Source organism: Trinickia sp. HAY1-2D (assembly GCF_056754935.1).
In genome coordinates, this window is sequence record NZ_JBPGWX010000002.1 from 697,502 (window position 1) to 717,645 (window position 20,144).

Annotated in this window: 17 protein-coding genes; 9 read left to right on the plus strand and 8 right to left on the minus strand. The window is 65.8% G+C overall.

The genetic code is table 11. The annotated features are described in order from the left end of the window. The first annotated feature begins 57 nt into the window (after nt 1-57). From ACR9ZC_RS10260 to ACR9ZC_RS10290, 7 genes are read left to right on the plus strand one after another with little or no spacing between them, the layout of a single operon-like run. Complete coding sequence (locus ACR9ZC_RS10260) at nt 58-1,014, plus strand: ABC transporter permease (protein WP_481580186.1); 957 nt, start codon at nt 58-60, stop codon at nt 1,012-1,014. After that, nucleotides 1,011-1,967 (plus strand): ABC transporter permease, encoded by a 957-nt coding sequence (locus tag ACR9ZC_RS10265; RefSeq protein ID WP_481580187.1) that lies wholly within the window; start codon nt 1,011-1,013, stop codon nt 1,965-1,967. Before ACR9ZC_RS10260 ends, ACR9ZC_RS10265 begins: the two co-directional genes overlap by 4 nt. Continuing rightward, nucleotides 1,964-3,793 (plus strand): ABC transporter ATP-binding protein, encoded by a 1,830-nt coding sequence (locus ACR9ZC_RS10270; protein ID WP_481580188.1) that lies wholly within the window; start codon nt 1,964-1,966, stop codon nt 3,791-3,793. Before ACR9ZC_RS10265 ends, ACR9ZC_RS10270 begins: the two co-directional genes overlap by 4 nt. Next, nucleotides 3,790-4,110, plus strand: a complete 321-nt coding sequence (locus ACR9ZC_RS10275; protein ID WP_331567976.1) for a (2Fe-2S)-binding protein — start codon at nt 3,790-3,792, stop codon at nt 4,108-4,110. The genes ACR9ZC_RS10270 and ACR9ZC_RS10275 overlap by 4 nt, the downstream gene beginning before the upstream one ends. Next, nucleotides 4,089-5,528, plus strand: a complete 1,440-nt coding sequence (locus tag ACR9ZC_RS10280) for an FAD/NAD(P)-dependent oxidoreductase (protein WP_481580189.1) — start codon at nt 4,089-4,091, stop codon at nt 5,526-5,528. The genes ACR9ZC_RS10275 and ACR9ZC_RS10280 overlap by 22 nt, the downstream gene beginning before the upstream one ends. Next, nucleotides 5,525-6,703 carry an NAD(P)/FAD-dependent oxidoreductase gene (locus ACR9ZC_RS10285; RefSeq protein ID WP_481580190.1) on the plus strand — a complete coding sequence of 393 codons (1,179 nt, stop codon included), beginning with the start codon at nt 5,525-5,527 and terminating at the stop codon, nt 6,701-6,703. Before ACR9ZC_RS10280 ends, ACR9ZC_RS10285 begins: the two co-directional genes overlap by 4 nt. A gap of 2 nt (nt 6,704-6,705) precedes the next feature. Further along, on the plus strand, nt 6,706-7,080 hold the full coding sequence (locus ACR9ZC_RS10290) for a helix-turn-helix domain-containing protein (protein ID WP_481580191.1): 375 nt from the start codon (nt 6,706-6,708) through the stop codon (nt 7,078-7,080). Nucleotides 7,081-7,139: 59 nt separating this feature from the next. Here ACR9ZC_RS10290 and ACR9ZC_RS10295 read toward each other — a convergent pair whose 3' ends face one another. From ACR9ZC_RS10295 to ACR9ZC_RS10315, 5 genes are all read right to left on the minus strand, one after another. After that, nucleotides 7,140-8,546, minus strand: coding sequence for an aminotransferase class III-fold pyridoxal phosphate-dependent enzyme (locus ACR9ZC_RS10295; RefSeq protein ID WP_481580192.1), 1,407 nt, complete (start codon nt 8,544-8,546; stop codon nt 7,140-7,142). 178 nt (nt 8,547-8,724) lie between these two features. Continuing rightward, on the minus strand, nt 8,725-9,960 hold the full coding sequence (glcF, locus tag ACR9ZC_RS10300; protein WP_440560348.1) for a glycolate oxidase subunit GlcF: 1,236 nt from the start codon (nt 9,958-9,960) through the stop codon (nt 8,725-8,727). Between the two features lie 34 nt (nt 9,961-9,994). After that, complete coding sequence (gene glcE, locus ACR9ZC_RS10305) at nt 9,995-11,083, minus strand: glycolate oxidase subunit GlcE (protein ID WP_481582637.1); 1,089 nt, start codon at nt 11,081-11,083, stop codon at nt 9,995-9,997. A gap of 123 nt (nt 11,084-11,206) precedes the next feature. Continuing rightward, nucleotides 11,207-12,712, minus strand: coding sequence for an FAD-linked oxidase C-terminal domain-containing protein (locus ACR9ZC_RS10310; RefSeq protein ID WP_331567970.1), 1,506 nt, complete (start codon nt 12,710-12,712; stop codon nt 11,207-11,209). A gap of 17 nt (nt 12,713-12,729) precedes the next feature. Continuing rightward, nucleotides 12,730-14,190: an FAD-binding oxidoreductase gene (locus ACR9ZC_RS10315; RefSeq protein WP_481580193.1), complete on the minus strand. Its 1,461-nt coding sequence runs from the start codon at nt 14,188-14,190 to the stop codon at nt 12,730-12,732. Nucleotides 14,191-14,350: 160 nt separating this feature from the next. Between ACR9ZC_RS10315 and ACR9ZC_RS10320 the strand changes: the two genes are divergently transcribed. Then, nucleotides 14,351-14,905: a cob(I)yrinic acid a,c-diamide adenosyltransferase gene (locus ACR9ZC_RS10320; protein ID WP_481580194.1), complete on the plus strand. Its 555-nt coding sequence runs from the start codon at nt 14,351-14,353 to the stop codon at nt 14,903-14,905. A gap of 131 nt (nt 14,906-15,036) precedes the next feature. Next, nucleotides 15,037-16,242, plus strand: a complete 1,206-nt coding sequence (gene hmpA / locus ACR9ZC_RS10325; protein ID WP_481580195.1) for an NO-inducible flavohemoprotein — start codon at nt 15,037-15,039, stop codon at nt 16,240-16,242. Nucleotides 16,243-16,277: 35 nt separating this feature from the next. On the opposite strand, the gene aroG is transcribed toward hmpA, so the two are convergent. The 3 genes from aroG to ACR9ZC_RS10340 form a co-directional block, all read right to left on the minus strand. Next, a complete protein-coding gene (gene aroG, locus ACR9ZC_RS10330; protein WP_481580196.1) occupies nt 16,278-17,351 on the minus strand; it encodes a 3-deoxy-7-phosphoheptulonate synthase AroG in 1,074 nt (357 codons plus the stop codon). 399 nt (nt 17,352-17,750) lie between these two features. Next, on the minus strand, nt 17,751-19,217 hold the full coding sequence (tldD, locus tag ACR9ZC_RS10335) for a metalloprotease TldD (protein WP_481580197.1): 1,467 nt from the start codon (nt 19,215-19,217) through the stop codon (nt 17,751-17,753). 79 nt (nt 19,218-19,296) lie between these two features. After that, nucleotides 19,297-20,139 (minus strand): carbon-nitrogen hydrolase family protein, encoded by an 843-nt coding sequence (locus ACR9ZC_RS10340; RefSeq protein WP_481580198.1) that lies wholly within the window; start codon nt 20,137-20,139, stop codon nt 19,297-19,299. Between the last annotated feature and the right edge of the window lie 5 nt (nt 20,140-20,144).

Sequence of the window (20,144 nt, forward strand, 5' to 3'; positions counted from 1 at the left end):
GCAGGTTTCGGCACCGCGCGCGGCGGCCGCGCAACTCTTAACCGGAGATGTCGTCCGATGAAAGTTCACGCGCAACAACTCATTGCGGCACGGCTCGGTCTCGCGCTGCTCACGTTGCTGATCGTTTCGGCCATCGTGTTCGGCCTGACCGGGCTCTTGCCCGGCGACGCGGCCCAGCAGGCGCTCGGTCAAGCGGCGACGCCCGAGCAGGTGGCCGCCTTGCGTCATCAATTCGGCCTCGATCAGCCCGCGCTGCAGCGCTACTTCGAGTGGCTCGCGCACGTCGTGACGGGCAACTTCGGCACGTCGCTCTCCAACAGCATGCCCGTGAGTCAACTCATTGCGACGCGTTTGCCCAACTCGCTCATGCTCGCCGGATTGACCACGCTGGTGTCGGTTCCCGTCGCGCTCTTGATCGGCATTCTGTCCGCCATGTTTCGCGGCTCGCTGCTCGATCGCACGCTCAACGTATTGACGTTGTCGACGGTCGCCGTTCCCGAGTTTCTGATCGCGACGATCGCCGTGCTGATCTTCGCGGTGAAGCTGCGCTGGCTGCCCGCGCTGTCGTATCTGTCGGAGGTGACGTCGTTCGGTGCGCTCGTGCGCATCTATGCGATGCCCGTGACGACGCTGTGCTGTGTCATCGTCGCGCAGATGGCCCGCATGACGCGCGCGGCGGTGCTCGACCAGTTGAACGCCCCGTATGTCGAGATGGCGCGATTGAAGGGCGCGTCCCCCGGACGCATCGTTTTGCGTCATGTCCTCCCGAACACGATCGGACCGATTGCCAATGCCATCGCCTTGAGTTTGTCGTATCTGTTCGGCGGTGTCGTGATCGTCGAGTCGATCTTCAACTATCCGGGGCTCGCGAGCCTGATGGTGGATGCCGTGACGAACCGCGACATGCCGCTCGTGCAAGGCTGCGTGATGGTGTTCTGCTCCGCCTATCTCGTGCTCGTGCTGATCGCCGATATGTGTCAAATCATCTCCAACCCGAGGCTGCGTCAACGATGAACCGACCCGCCACATCCCATGGCACCACCGTGCTGTACTCGGCGCCCGGCGAAGAGGCGAAGCCTTGCGCCGATGCGCTCCAGGACGTGCCCATCGAAGCATTGACCGTCAAGCGCAGCGTATTACGCCGTTTCGCGAGCCGCTTCTCGGTGCTCGGCCTGATAGGGCTGACGATCATCGTATTCTGGCTCGGCGTGGCGTTCATCGGGCCGCTCGTCGCGCCGTACAAGGGCGGTGCGGTCACGTCGACGGAAATCTTCGGCGCATGCAGCTCTGCGCATCTGCTCGGCACCGATTACCTCGGCCGCGACATGCTGAGCCGCGTGCTCTACGGCACGCAATATACCGTGGGGCTCGCGCTTGCATCGGCCGTGCTCGCCAGCTGTATCGGCACGTTCATCGGCCTCGTCGCGGCCGTGTCGGGCAGATGGGTCGACGAAATCTTGAGCCGTCTGTTCGACGCACTGATTTCGATTCCCAGCAAGGTGCTCGCCCTCGTCATCATCGCCGCGTTCGGTTCGTCGGTGCCGATGCTGATCATGGTCGCTGCGCTCGCCTATATTCCCGGCGCATTCCGCATCTCGCGCTCATTGGCGGTCAACCTGATGACGCTCGAATACGTGCAGGTCGCCAGGGCGCGCGGCGAGCGGCTGCTCTATATCGCTCGCGTCGAGGTACTGCCCAACATGATCCATCCGATGCTCGCGGATTTCGGCCTGCGTTTCGTGTTCATCGTGCTGCTGTTGAGCGGTCTGAGCTTCCTCGGCCTCGGCGTGCAGCCGCCCGATGCCGACTGGGGGTCGCTCGTGCGCGAGAACATCGGCGGTCTGTCGGAAGGCGCACCCGCCGTGCTGATGCCGGCGGTCGCGATCGCGACGCTGACGGTCGGGGTGAACCTGCTGATCGACAGCTTGCGGCGCCACGGCGCGCGCGCTAACGGAGGTGGCCGATGAGCATGATCGAGGTGAGGGGGCTGCGCGTCGTTGCGGGCATCGCGCCCGAGACGGTCGTCGAGATCGTGAAGGGCGTCGATTTCACCGTCGAAAAGGGCGAAGTGCTGGCGCTCATCGGCGAGTCGGGCTCCGGCAAGACGACGATTGCACTGTCGCTGCTCGGCCATGCGCGCGGCGGGTGTTCGATCGCTGGTGGCTCGGTGAGGATCGGCGGCGTCGACGTGCTGTCGCTCGACGAGAAAGGGCGGCGTGCGTTGCGTGCACGCGCGGTCGCTTATGTCGCGCAAAGCGCGTCGGCGGGGTTCAATCCCGCCCGCACGATCATGGATCAGGTGATCGAGCCGGCGCTGCTGCATAAGCTGATGACGCCGGCCGCGGCTCGCGCGAAGGCCATCGAACTGTTCCGCTCGCTCGCATTGCCTGCGCCGGAGACGATCGGTTCGCGCTATCCGCACCAGGTATCGGGTGGACAACTGCAGCGCCTGATGGCGGCCATGGCGTTGATCACGGACCCGGCGGTCGTCGTCTTCGACGAGCCGACGACCGCGCTCGACGTCACGACGCAAATCGAAGTGCTTGCCGCGTTCAAGAAGGTCATCCGCGAACTGGGCACGACGGCCGTCTATGTCTCGCACGATCTGGCCGTCGTGGCGCAGATGGCGGACCGCATCGTCGTCCTCAACGGCGGTAAAGTGCGCGAAAACGGCGTGACGGCCCAAGTGCTCGATGCGCCGGCCGACGAATACACGCGCCAGTTGCTGGCCGCCACGCGCCATCCCGACCCCGACCCCGTCGTAGCCGCGCCGGAAGCGAGCGTGCCGTTGCTCGAAATTCGCCATTTGAGCGCGGGCTACGGGCGCGTCGGTTCGAATGGACTGCCCGCGGTGCGGGTGCTCGACGACGTGAGCCTGAAGATCGCACGCGGCAGCGCGCTCGGGGTCATCGGAGAATCGGGTTCGGGCAAGACGACGCTCGCGCGTGTGGTTGCCGGGCTCGTGGACCGCGCAAGCGGCGACGTGCTGCTGGACGGCAAATCGTTGCCCGCGAAGCTGTCCGAGCGCACGCTCGAGCAGTATCGGCGCGTGCAGATCGTGTTCCAGAACGCCGATACGGCGCTGAACCCGAGCCGCACGGTGGCCGATATCCTTGCGCGGCCGATGTGCTTTTATCACGGGCTGCGCGGCGCGGCGGCGACCAAGCGCATGCTCGAACTGCTCGACCTCGTGAAGCTGCCGGCCTCGGTGGCGAAACGCCAGCCCGGCGGCCTGTCGGGCGGACAAAAGCAGCGCGTGAATCTGGCCCGTGCGCTCGCCGCCGATCCGGAACTGATCCTCTGCGACGAAGTGACATCGGCACTCGACACGGTGGTCGGTGCGGCGATCCTCGAGCTGCTCGGCGAATTGCGGCGCGAGCTCGGTGTCTCGTACATGTTCATCAGCCATGACATCTCGACGGTGCGGGCGATCTGCGACGAAGTGGTCGTGCTCTATGCTGGCCAGTGCGTCGAAGCGGGCCAGCGCGACGCGTTGAGCGCACCCCCTTATCACCCTTACACGGGTCTGCTCGTCGACTCGGTGCCCGCGCTGCGTCCGGGCTGGCTCGATACGCGCCGTGCCATGACGTCGGGCGCGCTGCCCGCGATGGGGCCGCCCAGCGATTCAGACCAGCTTTGCAGTTTCCGTTCGCGCTGTACGGCCCGTATCGACGGGAAGTGCAACGTCACACCGCCTTCGATGACGAAGCTTCCCTCGGGCGTCGAAATCCGATGCCACCATTCGGCGGCGGATCTGGTCCGCATGCAGAGAGCCGAAGCAGTGACGCCATGAGTTCGCGCTTCGTGAGGGTCGCCGAAACAGGACGCAAGACGTTCGATCTGATCGTGGACGGTGTCCCCACGCAGGCGGCCGAGGGCGACACGCTGATGGTTGCCTTGCTGACGACGCACGACACATTGCGCGATTCCGAGTTCGGCGATGGACGCCGCGCGGGTTTCTGCCTGATGGGCGCATGCCAGGACTGCTGGGTCTGGACAGCCGAGGGCGAGCGCCTACGAGCCTGTACGACCCCGGCCGCGCCGGGCATGTCGATCGTCACGCGCGCGGCGCTCGTTGGGGAAGGCGTATGGCCGCGCGTCCGGATGTGAAAGCGATGAAGGTCGTCGTGGTCGGTGCGGGTCCCGCGGGCGTACGCGCGGCACAAGCGCTCGTCGAAGCCGGATTGCGCCCCGTCGTAATCGATGAGGGCCGCAAGGACGGCGGCCAGATCTATCGACGGCAGCCCGACGGGTTTTCCCGCTCGTACGGGACGCTCTATGGCACCGAAGCGGCGAGGGCGGCCGCGCTGCACCGCGACTTCCAGGCGATGCGCCCATCCATCGACTATCGCCCCGACACGCTGGTCTGGAACATCGGGGCGAAGGCGGTCCATGTCGTCAGCGGCACGCGCTACGAGGAGGTCGCATTCGACGCGTTGATCGTTTGCAGCGGCGCGACGGACAGGTTGATGCCCGTACCGGGGTGGCATTTCGCAGGGACCTTCAGCCTGGGCGGCGCGCAGGTCGCGTTGAAATCGCAAGGCTGCGCGATCGGTGCGCGCACGGTGATGATGGGTACCGGGCCATTGCTGTACCTGGTGGCCGCGCAATATGTGAAAGCCGGCGCGACGGTGAGCGCCGTCCTGGATACGTCGACCTTTGCGCAGCGCCTGCGCGCTTTGCCGCAACTGCTCGCAATCCCTTCGACGCTGCGCAAGGGCCTGGCGCTCATGCGCGTGCTGAAGAAGGCGGGCGTTCGCGTTCATCGCGGCGTCACGCCCGTGGAAATCGACGGTTCGCCCGAGCATGGCGTGGCGGGCGTGCGCGTGAAGCTCGCCGACGCAACGACCCTCGAAGTGCCCTGCGACGCGGTCGCGCTCGGCTATCACTTGCGCTCGGAAACCCAGCTTGCCGACCTCGCGGGCTGCGACTTCGATTTCGACGATGCGACGCAGACGTGGCTGCCGCGTATCGACGAGGATGGCCGCAGCAGCATCGCCGGCGTCTATCTCGCCGGCGACGGCGTGCGTGTTCGCGGCGCGGATGCCGCCGAACGCGCGGGCCGGCTCGCCGCGTTGGCGGCCCTGAGCGATGCCGGAATCCAGCGCGAAGGCGCCGCGCGCCTGCGCGCCGAACTCGGACGTTTCACGCGCTTCGCAGCCGGCTTACGCCGCGCCTTTCCGTGGCCCGCGCGTTTCGCGGCCGCGCTGCCCGACGATACGATCGTCTGCCGTTGCGAGGCGATCACGGCCGGTGAGTTGCGCCGCGTCGTGCGCGAGATGGGCGCGACGGAAGCGAACCGCGCGAAGGCGTTCTCCCGCGTCGGCATGGGGCGTTGTCAAGGCCGCTTTTGCGCGCACGCGGGCGCCGAAGTCATCGCTGCCGAAGCACATGTTCCGCTCGAAGCGGTGGGGCGGCTGCGCGCTCAGGCGCCGGTCAAGCCGTTGCCGATGGCGATCGCGCCGGCGTGCCGCGCTGAACGGACCCTGGAACACGCGGGTCGATGCACGCAGGAGTTCAGCGAATGAGCAACCGAGCCGACGTGATCGTCATCGGCGGCGGAATCGTCGGGACGTCGGCGGCGTTTTTTTTGCGCCGCAGGGACCGCTCGGTGACGTTGCTCGAACGTGGGCTCACGGGCCAGCAGGCGAGCGGCGTGAATTTCGGCGGGATCCGCCGCCAGGGCCGAGTGCTTGCGCAACTCCCGATGGCCAATCGCGCGCTCGAAACGTGGCGACGCTCGCGGGAATTGCTCGGCGACGACGTCGAATTCCTCCCGTCGGGGCATACGCGCGTTTGCTACCACGCGCACGACGCCGAGTATTTTCATCGCTATGCGTTGGAGGCGCGTGCATACGGTCTCGATCTCGAGGTGCTCGAAGGCGCGGCGATGTTCCGGCGGTTCCCGTTTTTGAGCAGGGAGGTGCTGGCCGCCTCCATTTCGCCGCTCGATGGGCATGCGAATCCCCGTCTTGCCGCGCCCGCATTCGCGCGGGCGGCGGCCCGGCTCGGCGCGAGCATCGTCGAGAACACGGAGATCGTGCGTGTCGACAAAGAAGCGGGTGGCTTTCGCGTGGAGAGCGTCCGCGGCGATATCTACCGCTCGCAGCAGCTCTTGATTTGTGCCGGCGCATGGGCGAACGCACTGTCGACGCAATTCGGCGAGCCCGTTCCGCTTGTGGCGCGCGGTCCGCAGATGGCGGTCACGGAGCCGGTGCCTTACGTCTTCGGCTCGTCGATGGGCGTCTATACGTCGATCAAGGAAGAGAGCGTCTATTTCCGGCAGATTCCGCGCGGCAACATCATATTGGGCGGCGGTCCGCCGGGACCGGCCGACGTGGCGACGCGCCGTGCAGGCGTGCTGCCAATCAACACGGTCCGCCAGCTCGCACAGTTTCGACGGCTCGTTCCGGCCATGACACCGCTGAACGTCATTCGCGTCTGGAGCGGTGTCGAGAGCTACCTGCCCGATGCGGAGCCGATCGTCGGCGCCAGTTCCACGACGGACGGTCTTTTCTATGGATCCGGCTTCAGCGGATCCGGTTTTCAGATCGGTCCCGGCGTGGGAGAGACGCTGGCGGAACTGCTCGACACCGGCCGCACCGAGATCGCGCTCGAACCGTTTTCCGTTGCTCGCTTCGCGCACAGGGCATCCGATGCGCCGCTGGCGAGCGCCGACGTCTTTTCGCCGAGCGAGGCCTGATCATGCAGATCGTCGATGCACCCGACAGCGCGCTTCGCGATGTGCTGGCCTACATGGAAGCGAATTTCGACAAGTCCGTGCGCCTCGCCGAATTGGCCGAAATGTCGGCGCTCAGCGTTTCTCGCTTCGCAACCGTGTTTCGCCAGCGGATCGGACTGTCACCGTACAAGTACCTGTGCCGGGTGCGCGTGCGACGCGCGCAGTCGCTGTTGCTCGCGGGCGTGCCGGGCGCCGTGGTGGCCGCGGAAGTCGGGTTTTTCGATCAGAGCCACTTGGCGCGCCATTTCAAGCGCTTTTGCGGCGTCACGCCCACCGAATTCCTGCAGCAGGCGAGGGCGCGCGACGCTGTGGCGACCGGCAGCACGCGCTTTGCCTGATGCGCCGACAGGCGGACCGCAGCCGCCTGTGGACACACCGTTGGCCATGCGTCACGAACTTACGCGGCAGCACGGCTTCCCAGTTCACTCGATGCCTTGAGCGCGGCTCGCACCTCGGATTGCGCGAGGACATCGTCGAGCGTCTTTTCGAGGCGCTCGAACATCAGATCGAATTCGCTTTCCGTGAAGGACAACGCGGGTGCGAACCCCAGGACGCCGTCGCCGAACGCACGGAAAACGAGGCCATTCGCGTACGCGGCCGTGGCGATGCGCTCGGGCAGCGTGAGCGATGGATCGAAGCGCTGTTTGGTCGTTTTATCCGCGACGAGTTCGAGCGCGCCGAGCAAGCCGCGATGCCGTGCGTCGCCGACGAGCGGATGCGCGAGCAGCGCGTCGAGTCCCTGCGCGAAGCGGGGCCCGCGCGCGATGCCGTTGGCGAGCAATCCGCCTTCATGATAAAGACGCAGCACTTCGAGCCCGATCGCGGCGCTGACGGGGTGTGCCGAATAGGTATGACCATGGCCGATCGCCGCCGTGGGGTCGCCGTCGGCAATGCCTTGATAGACGGCATCCGACATCAGCACGGCGCCCATCGGCGCGTAGCCCGCCGTGAGCCCCTTCGCCACGGTCATGAGGTCGGGCTCGACTCGTTCGGCCTCGCAGGCGAAGAGCGGTCCGGTGCGGCCGAAACCCGTGATGACTTCGTCGGCGACGAACAGAATATCCAGTTTGCGGCACGCTTCGCGCATCGCTCGCAGCCAGCCGGCGGGTGGCACGATCACGCCGCCCGAGCCCTGGATCGGTTCGCAGAAGAACGCGGCGACATGCTGTGCGCCGAGTTCGGCGACTTTGGCCTCGAGCGCGGCCACCGAGGCAGCGATGATGGCGGCATCGTCGGCGTGTTCGCTACGGTACGGATACGGCGACGGAATATGGTGCTGCGTCGCAAGCGGCAGATCGAAGTGGCGATGGAAAACGGGTAGTGCGGTCAGCCCTGCACCGATCGCCGACGAGCCGTGATAGCCGCGCTCGAGCGCGATGACGTGCTTTTTCGTGGGTCGCCCGGTGGCGTTGTAGTAGTGCGTAATGAAGCGCAGCGCCGAATCGACGGCGTCCGACCCGCCAAGTGTGAAGTACACGTGCTGCAACGACGCGGGCGACAATTCGACGAGTTTCGCGGCAAGCTCGATGGCCGGCTCCGAGCCGAAATGGAAGTACCCCGTGGCATAGGGCAGTCGCGCCATTTGCCGGGCGGCCACCTCGACGATGCTTTGATGCCCATAGCCGGTGTTGACGCACCACAGACCGGAGAACGCATCGAGCAGTTCATGGCCGTTTGCGTCGCGCAGAAAGACGCCCTGCGCGGACTCGAGTACGGTCACGCCGCGCGCTTCATGCGCGCGATAGCTGACGACGGGGTGGATCAGGTGTTTGCGATCGGCTTCGACGAGCGAGGAGTTCGACATGATTCGGTATCCGGTAGCGTGGAGCGGTTGACGATTCCATGCTACCGGGCAACGACCCTCGGCCGATTCGCCAAATAAATCGCGAAATAGCGCGATCGTGGCGTTTCGGGGTCACGCCGCAGCATATTCTGCTGGACCGGATCGGTCATGTTCGAGGCGTCGCGCCCGCCGCGCCGTGTTACGCAGCCAACATATGCTCGACGAGTTCGATCCAATGCGCGACGGGTACCGATGTGCCGCTTTGCAGATGCGTGATGCACCCGATGTTCGCCGATACGATCATTTGGGGCTCGAGTACCCGGAGGGTGTCGATCTTGCGATCGCGCAACGTATAGGCGAGCGACGGCTGAGTGATCGAATAAGTGCCTGCCGAGCCGCAACATAGATGACTGTCGGCGGGCACGCGCACTTCGAGGCCGAGCGACGTCAGCAGCCGTTCGACCACGCCCCGGATTTGCTGCCCGTGCTGCAGCGTGCAAGGCGGATGGAACGCAACGGTATGCACGCCGCGGCGGCGCGCGAGCGCCGTGAGTTCCGGTTCGAAGCCCTGCAGCCATTGCGCGATGTCGCACGCGAGTTCGGCGACGCGGCGCGCCTTGTCCGCGTAGACCGGATCGTCGCGCAGCAAGTGCCCGTACTCCTTGATCGTCGCGCCGCAGCCCGAGGCATCGATGACGATCGCCTCGATACCCGTTTCGATATACGGCCACCACGCATCGATGTTGCGGCGCATATCGTCGAGCGCTTCCTCGCGGTAGCTCAAGTGCAAGCGAATCGCGCCGCAGCAGCCGGCCTCCGGCGCCACGATCGCCTCGACGCCGAGCGCATCGAGTACGCGCGCGGCCGCAATGTTGATGTTCGGCAACATCGCCGGCTGAACACAGCCGGCGAGCAGCAGCACCTTGCGTTCGTGCGGCACCGCCCGTTTGGCGGGCCACTGAAGCAGACGCTGGCGCGGCGGCACCTTGTCGCGCAGCTTGCGCGGCAGAAACGGCCGCACGTGCTGGCCGAGCCGCATGAGCGGCGTGAATACGGCAGTGTTGGGCAAGAGACTCGCCAGCAGCCGCCGTATCAACCGCTGGCGAAGCGGGCGCGGCACGGTCGCATCCACATGTGGCCGGCCGATTTCCACGAGCCGCCCGTACTGCACCCCCGAAGGGCAGGTCGTCTCGCAGCTGCGGCAGGTCAGGCAGCGGTCCAGATGCAGCTGTGTACTGCGCGTGACGGGCGCGCCCTCGAACATCTGCTTCATCAGATAGATGCGGCCGCGGGGGCCGTCGAGTTCGTCGCCCAGCAGTTGGTACGTCGGGCAGGTGGCCGTGCAAAAGCCGCAATGAACGCATTTGCGCAGAATCGCATCGGCCTCTTCGCCGTCCGGCGTATTGCGAATGAAGTCCGCCAGTTGTGTCTGCATCGCGTCGCTCAGTCGATCGGGGTCTTGGGATGGCTCAGAAGTCCGCGTAGAGGCGGCCGCGATTGAAGATGCGTGCCGGATCGAAGGCGGCCTTCAGGCCTCGATGGATCCTCATGATCGGCGCCGGCAGTGGCGTGAAGACCCCGGCGCTGCGATCGAACTCGCGGCCTGCGCGAAAAATGGTGGCGTGACCGCCGGCCTGCTTGGCGCTGATACGTACCGTTTGCGCATCGGTATCCGTGATCCACCAACGCTGAGAGCCACCCCACTCCATCAGCTGCGCGCCCGGCAGCTGCAGCGGTTCGGTGACGGACGGCAACGCGAGCCGCCAGAGCGCCGAGCGCGGCGGAATCGTCGCGAAGAACGGATCGGTCTGCTCGCGCAAGCCGGCCCAGAAGCGCTCGGCCTCGACGGCATCCACGACTTCCCCGCCGATCGTATTGCGGGCTGTCTTCACGCCGTTCTCGGCGCCCGAGAGGCGTACCGCGAGCGTACCGTTGCGCCAGGCGCTCGCCGTGATCGGCAACGGGCGGCCGCACCACTCGTTGAGCTTGCGTACTGCATCGGTGCCGTTCATGTCGAACTTGAGCGTCGTTTCGGCCACGGGCAACGGCAGGACTTTGATCGACACATCGAGCATCAGGCCGAGCGTGCCGAGCGAGCCCGCCATCAGTCGCGAGACATCGTACCCCGCAACGTTCTTGACCACTTGACCGCCGAAACGCAGCGTTTCGCCGCGGCCGTCCATCATCGTGACGCCGAGTACGAAGTCGCGCGGCGCACCGGCCGAGCTGCGGCGCGGACCCGCGATACCCGCCGCGATGCAGCCGCCCAGCGTGGCGGAGCGGCCGAAGTGGGGCGGCTCGAACGCGAGCATCTGGTTGTGTTCGGCGAGCGCCGCTTCGACCTCCGTCAACGGCGTGCCGCAGCGCGCCGTCATGACGAGCTCCGCAGGGTCGTACGAAACGATGCCGCGATACGCGCGGGTGTCGAGAATCTCGCCGTTGAGCGCCTGGCCGTACCAGTCTTTCGTGCCCGAGCCGCGGATGCGCAAGGGGCGCTCGTCAGCCGTGGCTGCGCGGATACGCTCGGCCCAGTAGCCGAGGATCTCGTCGTCTTGCATGGCTTCCCGCTTTATGGTGTCGTTCATCCGGTTGCCGCTTTTGCCTCAGGGCTTCATTCTACCGGCCGACCCGGGGCAGGCAAGCCACGGGTTTATACGCGTGGCGGTGCGCGGCGGCGAGGGCTAAAAGCGCGGCAGCTCCGGATGAGGCAAAAGGCCGCCGCGCACATGCATCTTTCCGTACTCGGCGCAGCGCGCGCGCGTCGGAATGCCCTTGGTGGGGTTCAGCAGCCCGTCCGGATCGAACGCGCGCTTGACCGCGAAGAACGCATCGCATTCGGCCGGAGAAAACTGGACGCACATCGAATTGATTTTTTCGATGCCGACGCCGTGTTCGCCCGTCACGGTGCCGCCCAGCTCCACGCAGGCCTCGAGAATCTCGGCACCGAACGCCTCCGCGCGATGCAGTTGGTCGGGATCGTTGCCGTCGAAGAGAATGAGCGGATGCATGTTGCCGTCCCCGGCGTGAAAGACGTTGATGCAGCGCAGACCGTAGGTGCTCTCCATCTTCTCGATGCGCGCGAGCAGCGGTCCGATACTGCGGCGCGGCACCGTGCCGTCCATGCAGTAGTAATCGGGCGCAAGCCTGCCCGCGGCCGGAAAGGCGTTCTTGCGGCCGGACCAGAATTTGAGGCGCTCGGCCTCGGTGCGGGAGATCTGCAACCGGGTGGCGCCGTGTTCGCGCAGCACGGCGGTCACCCGTGCGATTTCTTCGGCGACTTCCTCGGGCGTGCCGTCCGACTCGCAAAGCAGGATGGCCGCGGCGTCGCGATCGTAGCCGGCGCCGACGAACGCCTCCACCGCGCACGTCGCGGGATTGTCCATCATCTCGAGCCCGGCCGGAATGATCCCCGCCGCGATGATGGCCGCCACCGCGTTGCCGCCTTTGACGACATCGTCGAAGCTCGCCATGACGACTTGCGCCGTCGGCGGCTTCGGAATCAGCTTGACGGTCACTTCCGTGACGATCGCGAACATGCCTTCGCTGCCGATCATGACGGCAAGCAGATCGAGCCCGGGCGTATCGGGCGCGAGCGAACCGAATTCGACGATCTCGCCTTCCAGCGTGACGGCGCGCACGCGCAAGACGTTATGCACGGTCAGTCCGTACTTCAGACAATGCACGCCGCCCGAGTTTTCCGACACGTTGCCGCCGATCGTGCAGGCGATCTGGGAAGACGGATCGGGCGCGTAGTAAAGCCCATAGGGCGCGGCCGCTTCGGAGACGGCGAGGTTGCGCACGCCGGGCTGGACGGTGGCGGTGCGCGCATACGAGTCGACATCGATGATTCTCGTGAAGCGCGCGAGCGAAACGACGATGCCGTTCGAGATCGGCGTGGCGCCGCCCGACAGCCCGGTGCCCGCGCCGCGCGGTACGATCGGCACGCCAAGGCGCTTGCATATCTGCACGATACGCAGCACCTGCGCCTCGGTTTCCGGCAGTGCTACCGCGAGCGGCAGTTGCCGATAGGCGCTGAGCCCGTCGCATTCATATGGGGCGGTCTCTTCATCACGATAAAGCAGACAGCGCGCGGGCAGCGTGGCCATCAGCGCCTGGACCACTTCGCGCTGGCGCTCTTCGCGCAGCGCTGCTGACATCGCCGGATCGGTTTGGGCTGCGGTTGCCATCGGTTTCCTCGCCTGTCTCAGGCCGTGTAGGTGAAGATCTTGCCCGGATTCATCAGATTGCGCGGATCGAGCGCATGCTTGAGCGCGCGCATCACATCGACGGCATCGCTGCCATGCTCGTCGATGAGGAAATCCATTTTGTGCAGACCGATGCCATGCTCGCCCGTGCAGGTTCCGCCCATGCGCAGCGCGCGCTCGACAATACGCCGGTTCAGGCGTTCGGCTTCGCTGAATTCCTCGGGCCGGGCCGGGTCGATCAGGATCGCGACGTGGAAGTTGCCATCGCCGACGTGTCCTACGATGGGGCAGGGCAGCGGCGAGCCGCGTAGATCGTCTTCCGTTTCGACCACGCATTCGGCCAGCCGTGAGATCGGCACACAGACATCGGTCGTGACGGCGCGACAGCCCGGCTTGAGTTGCAGCATCGCGAAATAGGCGTTGTGGCGTGCGTTCCAGAGCCGGCTGCGTTCCTCGGGGCGCGTGGCCCAGGCGAAACCGCTGCCCGCATGTTCGGCGGCGAGCGCCTGTACCGTCTCGGCTTGCTCCTTGACGCTCGCCTCGGTGCCGTGGAACTCGAAAAAGAGCGTCGGCGATTCGGCAAGCGTCAGATTCGAGTGACGGTTGATCGCGCGGATCGCGAGCATATCGACGAATTCCACGCGAGCGACGGGCACGCCGAGTTGAATCGTTTCGATGACGGTGCGCACAGCCTCGCCCATCGACGGAAAGGCGCAGACGGCGGCCGAAACGGCTTCCGGCTGCGGATAAAGCCGCACCGTGATTTCGGTGATGACGCCGAGCGTGCCCTCCGAGCCCACGAAGAGCCGGGTCAGATCGTAGCCGGCCGACGATTTGCGCGCCCGCGTGCCCGTCTTGATGACGCGACCGTCTGCGAGCACCGCCGTGAGGCCGAGCACGTTTTCTCGCATCGTCCCATAGCGCACGGCGTTGGTGCCCGAGGCCCGCGTGGCCGACATGCCGCCGATGCTCGCATCCGCGCCAGGATCGATCGGAAAGAAGAGCCCCGTGTCGCGCAACGCTTCGTTGAGCGCCTTGCGCGAGACGCCGGCCTCGACGGTGGCCGTGAGATCTTCCGCATTGATCGACAGGACGCGATTCATGCCGGAAAGATCGATCGATACACCGCCTTCCACCGCAAGCAGATGCCCTTCCAACGACGAGCCGTTGCCATACGGAATGACGGGCACGCCGTAGCGCGCGCAGAGCTCGATCGTCGTGCGCACGTCCTCGGTGGATTCGGCGAAGACCACCGCATCGGGCGGTTGAGGATCGAACGGCGACTCGTCGCGGCCGTGGTGTGCGCGTACCGCCTCGGCCGTTGAAACACGTTGACCGAAAGCGCTCGCGAGCGCGGTGAACAGTTCGGGAGCAAACGGCCGGCGAGGGCGCGGGGCAGCGGCGCCAGGACGTCCTTCTTGGGGATGCAGCGGATGAACGTCGGCGGGAGGACGGTCCATATCATCTCCGATATCGTTTTGGCCATTCTACGCCGCCGCGGCACAGGCACGTGCCGAGGTGGCCGGTGGAGCGTGCCGTTCAGCCGGCTCCTATAATGAGGCCGTTTCGGCCGCCGCCAGGGCGGCGGGCCGACGTGCAGCGACTACGAAGGAGACCTCGATGGGACACCGTTTGAGCAAGATCGCCACGCGCACCGGCGATGACGGCACGACTGGCCTCGGCGACGGCAGCCGCATACGCAAGGACGATGCACGAATCGAGGCGATCGGCGAAGTCGACGAGTTGAATTCGCAGCTCGGCGTGCTGCTGGCCGAGCCGTTGCCCGAGGACTTGCGCGAGGTACTGACGGCCGTGCAGCACGACCTGTTCGATCTCGGCGGCGAGCTCTGCATTCCGGGCCATACGATGATCGGCGACGAACATCTGGCCCGTGTCGACGGCTGGCTCGCGCACTACAACGCCGCGTTGCCGCCGCTCACCGAATTCATTCTGCCGGGGGGCACCCGCGCGGCGGCGCTCGCGCATGTGTGCCGGACGGTCTGCCGCCGCGCGGAGCGCTCGATCGTCGCGCTCGGCGCAACGGTGACGCTGGAAGCCGCGCCCCGCCGATATGTCAATCGCCTCTCCGACCTGTTGTTCGTGCTCGCCCGGGTGCTGAACCGCGCCGGCGGTACGGGCGATGTCTTGTGGCAACGTCAGCGCCCCGGGAAATAGCCCGCGCAGTCTCGCCGATCCACCCGGCCAGCGGTCGCTCGCAGCATGCTGCGGTGCGACAAAGTGTCGTATGTCGGATACACTCTCGTAAGATGTATTCTTGATCAATGTTTAGAAGGAGCCCACCCGACATGACGACCCCGCTCACCGCAGACCAGATCGCACGCGTCAAGGCGACCGCGCCCGTATTCGCCGAGCACGGCGCAACGATCACCAAGCATTTTTACCGCCGGATGTTCGCGAACCGCCCCGAGCTGCGCAATCTGTTCAACCAGACGCACCAGGCGAGCGGCACGCAGGCTCATACCCTCGCCCACGCGGTCTACGCCTATGCCGCGAATATCGACAATCTCGGTGCGCTGGGTTCGGCCGTCGGCCGGATCGCGAACAAGCATGCGAGCCTCAATATCCGCCCCGAGCACTATCCGATCGTCGGTGAAAACCTGCTCGCGTCGGTCGTCGAAGTATTGGGCGATGCGGTCGACGAGCAAACGCTCGAGGCGTGGCGCGCCGCCTATGCGCAACTGGCGGGAATCATGATCGGCGCCGAGGCGAAGCTCTACGGCGCCGCGCCCTGGAGCGGCTATCGCCCGTTCGTCGTCTCGCGCAAGGAAGTCGAGAGCGACGAGATCACCTCGTTCTACCTGACGCCCGCTGACGGCGGCGCTGCGTGCGGCTTCGTGCCGGGCCAGTTCGTCTCGGTCAAACGCTATGTCGGCGAGCTCGGCGTCGACCAGCCGCGGCAGTACAGCCTCTCCGATGCGCCGCACGGCAAATGGCTGCGCATTTCGGTCAAGCGTGAAGCGGGGCGCGAAGACGTGCCGGCCGGGCGCCTTTCGACATTACTGCATGAGGGTGTCGAGGTCGGTTCGATCGTCGAAGTCACGGCGCCGATGGGCGAGTTCCGCCTCGATCTCGAAAAAACGACGCCGGTCGTGCTGGTCTCGGGCGGTGTCGGCGTGACCCCGATGATGTCGATGATCTCCACGCTCGTGGCCGCCGAGAGCCCGTGCCGCATTGCGTTCGTGCACGCCTGCCGCAACGGCCGCGTGCATGCGTTCAAGCGCTGGCTTGCACAGACGATGGCGACGCATGCGAACGTTTCGCGGGCAGTGTTTTACGAAGAAGTGTCGGAGACCGACCGCGAAGGTGTCGATTACGACCTCACGGGCCGCATCGATTTCTCGCGCATCGCCCATCAAGCGATTCTGCCCGATGCGGACTACTACCTGTGCGGGCCGGTTCCGTTCATGCAGCAGCAGCGCGAAGCGCTGATTGCGCTCGGTGTGGACGCGGCACGCATTCACACCGAGGTGTTCGGCTCCGGCGCGATCTGAACCGGAGGCCGGAACCGCATTGGCGCATCGATGCTTCAGTTGCCGCTACCGCGGACGATGCGCCGCTGCTTGACGCTCTCCGCCAACCCCTCCAGCACGCCGACGCTTTCGTCCCAGCCGATGCATGCATCGGTGATGCTTTGGCCGTAGGTCAGCGTACAACCCTCCTGCAGATCCTGGCGCCCCGCGACCAGATGCGATTCGACCATCACGCCGACGATGCGCTCGTCGCCGCCCGCGATCTGCCTTCCAATCTCGGCGCACACGGGAATCTGGTTCTCGTGCTTTTTCGAGCTGTTGGCGTGACTCGCATCGATCATGAGCCGCGCCGCGAGGCCTGCTTTGCCGATAGCGGAGCACGCCGCATCGACGCTTTGCGCATCGTAGTTCGGGGTGGTGCCGCCGCGCAGAATCACGTGACAGTCCTCGTTGCCTGCCGTCGAAACGATGGCTGAATGGCCGCCCTTCGTCACCGAGAGGAAGTGGTGCGGTTGCGAGGCCGCCTTGATCGCATCCACCGCGATCTTGACGTTGCCGTCCGTGCCGTTCTTGAAACCGACCGGGCACGAGAGCCCCGACGCGAGCTCGCGATGGACTTGCGACTCGGTCGTGCGTGCGCCGATCGCGCCCCAGGAGACGAGGTCCGCGATGTATTGCGGGCTGATCATATCGAGGTATTCAGTCCCTGCAGGCATGCCGAGCTCGTTGATGCCGACGAGCAATTCGCGCGCGGCGCGCAGGCCGTCGTTGATCTTGAAGCTGTTATCGAGGTAGGGGTCGTTGATGAGTCCCTTCCAGCCGACCGTCGTCCGCGGCTTTTCGAAGTAGACGCGCATGACCACCTCGAGCTCGCTCGCGAAGCGCTTGCGCTCGTGCACGAGCCGGCGCGCGTAGTCGAGCGCGGCCGCGGGATCGTGGATCGAGCAAGGGCCGACGATGACGATCAGACGATCGTCCATGCCGTGCAGGATGCGATGCATCGCCGTGCGCGCGCCGTAGATCAGATCGGCGACCGGCTCTGTGCACGGAAATTCGCGAATCAAGTGAGCGGGCGGTGTGAGCTCTTTGAGTTCGCGAATGCGGACATCGTCGGTATTGTGCGGGGCCATGCTGTATTTCTCCTTGTCGACTCGGTGTGGGGCGCACCTCTCGATCCGTTCGGCGTGGTTCCGCGTGGTTCCGGATACGACGGACGAACAGTGAAGGTGCAGGGCTGGCGGGTCGCGGCGAAAAAAAACCGCCGGACTCGCCGGCGGTTTTTCGGGAATTCAGGTTCGCGTCACGCGCTAACACCCCTCTCGATCCGCCGGCGGACTGAGATGCCAAAAGAAGTAAAAGTAAAACTTCGGGCTCATGAGTGGGGAAAGCGCGTTGGAAACGGGTATCCGGGCTTTATACGCTCCGCCGGCACGGCTGACAAGCCGTCGGAGGGGAAAAAAGCGAAAAATCCACGCGGGGCGACCGAACAACGGATATTTTTCGCGCGCCCGCGCGGATTCGAAGCCGGTTCAAAGCGTGCCGCCCACCGTCATCTTCTCGATGCGCAGCGTCGGCTGGCCGACGCCGACGGGCACGCTCTGTCCTTCCTTGCCGCACACGCCGACACCGGTATCGAGCGACATGTCGTTGCCGATCATCGTCACGTACTTCAGCGATTCGGGACCGCTGCCGATCAGCGTCGCCCCCTTCACAGGGTAGGTGACCTTGCCGTTTTCGATCATGTACGCCTCGGAGGCCGAAAACACGAACTTGCCGTTCGTGATGTCGACTTGCCCGCCGCCGAAGTTCACGGCGTAAAGCCCGTTCTTGACCGATGCGATGATTTCGGCCGGGTCTTTGTCGCCGTTGAGCATGTAGGTGTTCGTCATGCGCGGCATCGGCAGCGCCGCATACGATTCGCGCCGCGCGTTGCCCGTCACCGGCATTTTCATGAGCCGCGCGTTGAGCGAATCCTGGATATAGCCCTTGAGCACGCCGTCTTCGATCAGCGTCGTGCATTGCGTGGCGTTACCCTCGTCGTCGATGTTGAGCGAGCCGCGCCGGTTCGGTAGCGTGCCGTCGTCGACGACCGTGACGCCCTTGGCCGCCACGCGCTCGCCGATGCGTCCGGCGAACGCGGACGACCCCTTGCGGTTGAAGTCTCCCTCGAGCCCGTGGCCGATGGCTTCGTGCAGCAGCACGCCCGGCCAGCCCGGCCCGAGCACGACGGTCATGGTGCCTGCCGGCGCCGGCCGCGCATCGAGATTGACCAGCGCCGCATTGACGGCATCGTCGACATAGCTCGAGAGCACGTCGTCGGAGAAATAGCCGTAGTCGAAGCGGCCACCGCCGCCGCCCGAGCCGATCTCACGCCGGCCGTTTTGCTCGGCGATCACGGTGACCGAGACGCGCACTAGCGGCCGCACGTCCGCGGCGAGCACGCCATCGCTGCGCGCGACGAGCACGATGTCGTACTCGCCCGCGAGCCCGGCCATGACTTGCGTGATGCGCGGATCGCGCCCGCGCGCCATTAGTTCGACACGCTCGAGCAGTTTGACCTTCGCCGTGGCGTCGAGCGAGGCGAGCGGGTCGGCGGGCAGATAGAGATCGCGGCCCGCGATGCCCTTCAGGACACTCGCCGCCTGGATCTTTTGCTTGCCGCCGCCTGCCTTGGCGATCGAGCGCGTGGCCTCGGCGGCCTGACGCAACGCCTCGGGCGAGAGGTCGTCGGAGTAGGCGAATGCCGTACGGTCGCCCGCGACGGCGCGCACGCCGACGCCCTGGTCGATGCTGAAACTCCCCGACTTCACGATGCCTTCCTCGAGGCTCCATGCTTCGCTGCGCGTGGCCTGGAAGTAGAGGTCCGCATAGTCGACGCGGTGCGTGAAGATATCGGCGAGCGTACGCGTGAGCAGCGCCTCGTCGAGCCCGTAGGGGGCCAACAAGACTTCCTTCGCGGTCGCGAGATTGCGAATGCCGGGTTCGATGATATTCATGCGGATAGTTCGAGAAAGGAGGCTGTGAATGTCGGAATGGCTGGCCGGGTTCGAACGATGGGTCGGTCGGGCATGACGGCTAGGAGAGGACGCGGTGGCGCCACGCGGGCAGGCTGCGCCGCACTTCGTCGATGCGCGCGCCGTCGATTTCGCCCGCGACGATGCCGGGGCCTTCGTCGGTGCGCACGTCGACGATCTCGCCCCATGGATCGATCAGCATGCTGTGGCCCCAGGTGCGGCGGCCGTTTTCATGCGTGCCGCCTTGCGCCGCGGCGAGCACGTAGCACTGATTTTCGACGGCGCGCGCGCGCAGCAGCGTCTCCCAGTGCGCGCGCCCCGTCGTATAGGTGAACGCCGACGGCACGACGATGAGCGCCACGTCGCCCATGCGCCGGTAAAGCTCAGGAAAGCGCAAATCGTAGCAGACCGAGAGCCCCACGCGTCCGAACGGCGCTTCGAACGTGCGTACGTCGCGGCCCGGGCGGATCGTGCGTGCTTCGTCGAACGATTCGGCGCCCTTTTCGAAGTTGAAAAGGTGGATCTTGTCGTAGCGCGCGACCTCGTTGCCTTCGGGATCGAATACGAGCGTCGTGTTCAGCACGCGCTCGGCGTCGGGCACCGGATCCGTGACGGCGAGCGGAAGCGTGCCGCCGATGATCCAGATACCGTGCCGGCGTGCCGCATCGGCCAGAAACCGCTGGATCGGCCCATCGCCGTAAGGCTCGCGCACGGCCAACTTGTCGGCGTCGCGAAAGCCCATGAAGCAGAAGTACTCGGGCAGCAGGACGAGCCGCGCACCGTTGTCGGCCGCCTCGGCGATGAGACGGCCGGCGTCGTGCAGATTGCGCTCGCGCTCCGGCGTGCTGACCATCTGGACGGCTGCGACGCGAAAAGGCGCCGGGAATGCGTGTGGATCGCTCATGGGGG

Coding starts and splice junctions, on each gene's coding strand:
- ACR9ZC_RS10260 (WP_481580186.1), top strand. CDS start 58: ATGAAAGTTCACGCGCAACAACTCATTGCGGCACGGCTCGGTCTCGCG.
- ACR9ZC_RS10265 (WP_481580187.1), top strand. CDS start 1,011: ATGAACCGACCCGCCACATCCCATGGCACCACCGTGCTGTACTCGGCG.
- ACR9ZC_RS10270 (WP_481580188.1), top strand. CDS start 1,964: ATGAGCATGATCGAGGTGAGGGGGCTGCGCGTCGTTGCGGGCATCGCG.
- ACR9ZC_RS10275 (WP_331567976.1), top strand. CDS start 3,790: ATGAGTTCGCGCTTCGTGAGGGTCGCCGAAACAGGACGCAAGACGTTC.
- ACR9ZC_RS10280 (WP_481580189.1), top strand. CDS start 4,089: ATGGCCGCGCGTCCGGATGTGAAAGCGATGAAGGTCGTCGTGGTCGGT.
- ACR9ZC_RS10285 (WP_481580190.1), top strand. CDS start 5,525: ATGAGCAACCGAGCCGACGTGATCGTCATCGGCGGCGGAATCGTCGGG.
- ACR9ZC_RS10290 (WP_481580191.1), top strand. CDS start 6,706: ATGCAGATCGTCGATGCACCCGACAGCGCGCTTCGCGATGTGCTGGCC.
- ACR9ZC_RS10295 (WP_481580192.1), bottom strand. CDS start 8,546: ATGTCGAACTCCTCGCTCGTCGAAGCCGATCGCAAACACCTGATCCAC.
- glcF (WP_440560348.1), bottom strand. CDS start 9,960: ATGCAGACACAACTGGCGGACTTCATTCGCAATACGCCGGACGGCGAA.
- glcE (WP_481582637.1), bottom strand. CDS start 11,083: ATGCAAGACGACGAGATCCTCGGCTACTGGGCCGAGCGTATCCGCGCA.
- ACR9ZC_RS10310 (WP_331567970.1), bottom strand. CDS start 12,712: ATGGCAACCGCAGCCCAAACCGATCCGGCGATGTCAGCAGCGCTGCGC.
- ACR9ZC_RS10315 (WP_481580193.1), bottom strand. CDS start 14,190: ATGGACCGTCCTCCCGCCGACGTTCATCCGCTGCATCCCCAAGAAGGA.
- ACR9ZC_RS10320 (WP_481580194.1), top strand. CDS start 14,351: ATGGGACACCGTTTGAGCAAGATCGCCACGCGCACCGGCGATGACGGC.
- hmpA (WP_481580195.1), top strand. CDS start 15,037: ATGACGACCCCGCTCACCGCAGACCAGATCGCACGCGTCAAGGCGACC.
- aroG (WP_481580196.1), bottom strand. CDS start 17,351: ATGGCCCCGCACAATACCGACGATGTCCGCATTCGCGAACTCAAAGAG.
- tldD (WP_481580197.1), bottom strand. CDS start 19,217: ATGAATATCATCGAACCCGGCATTCGCAATCTCGCGACCGCGAAGGAA.
- ACR9ZC_RS10340 (WP_481580198.1), bottom strand. CDS start 20,139: ATGAGCGATCCACACGCATTCCCGGCGCCTTTTCGCGTCGCAGCCGTC.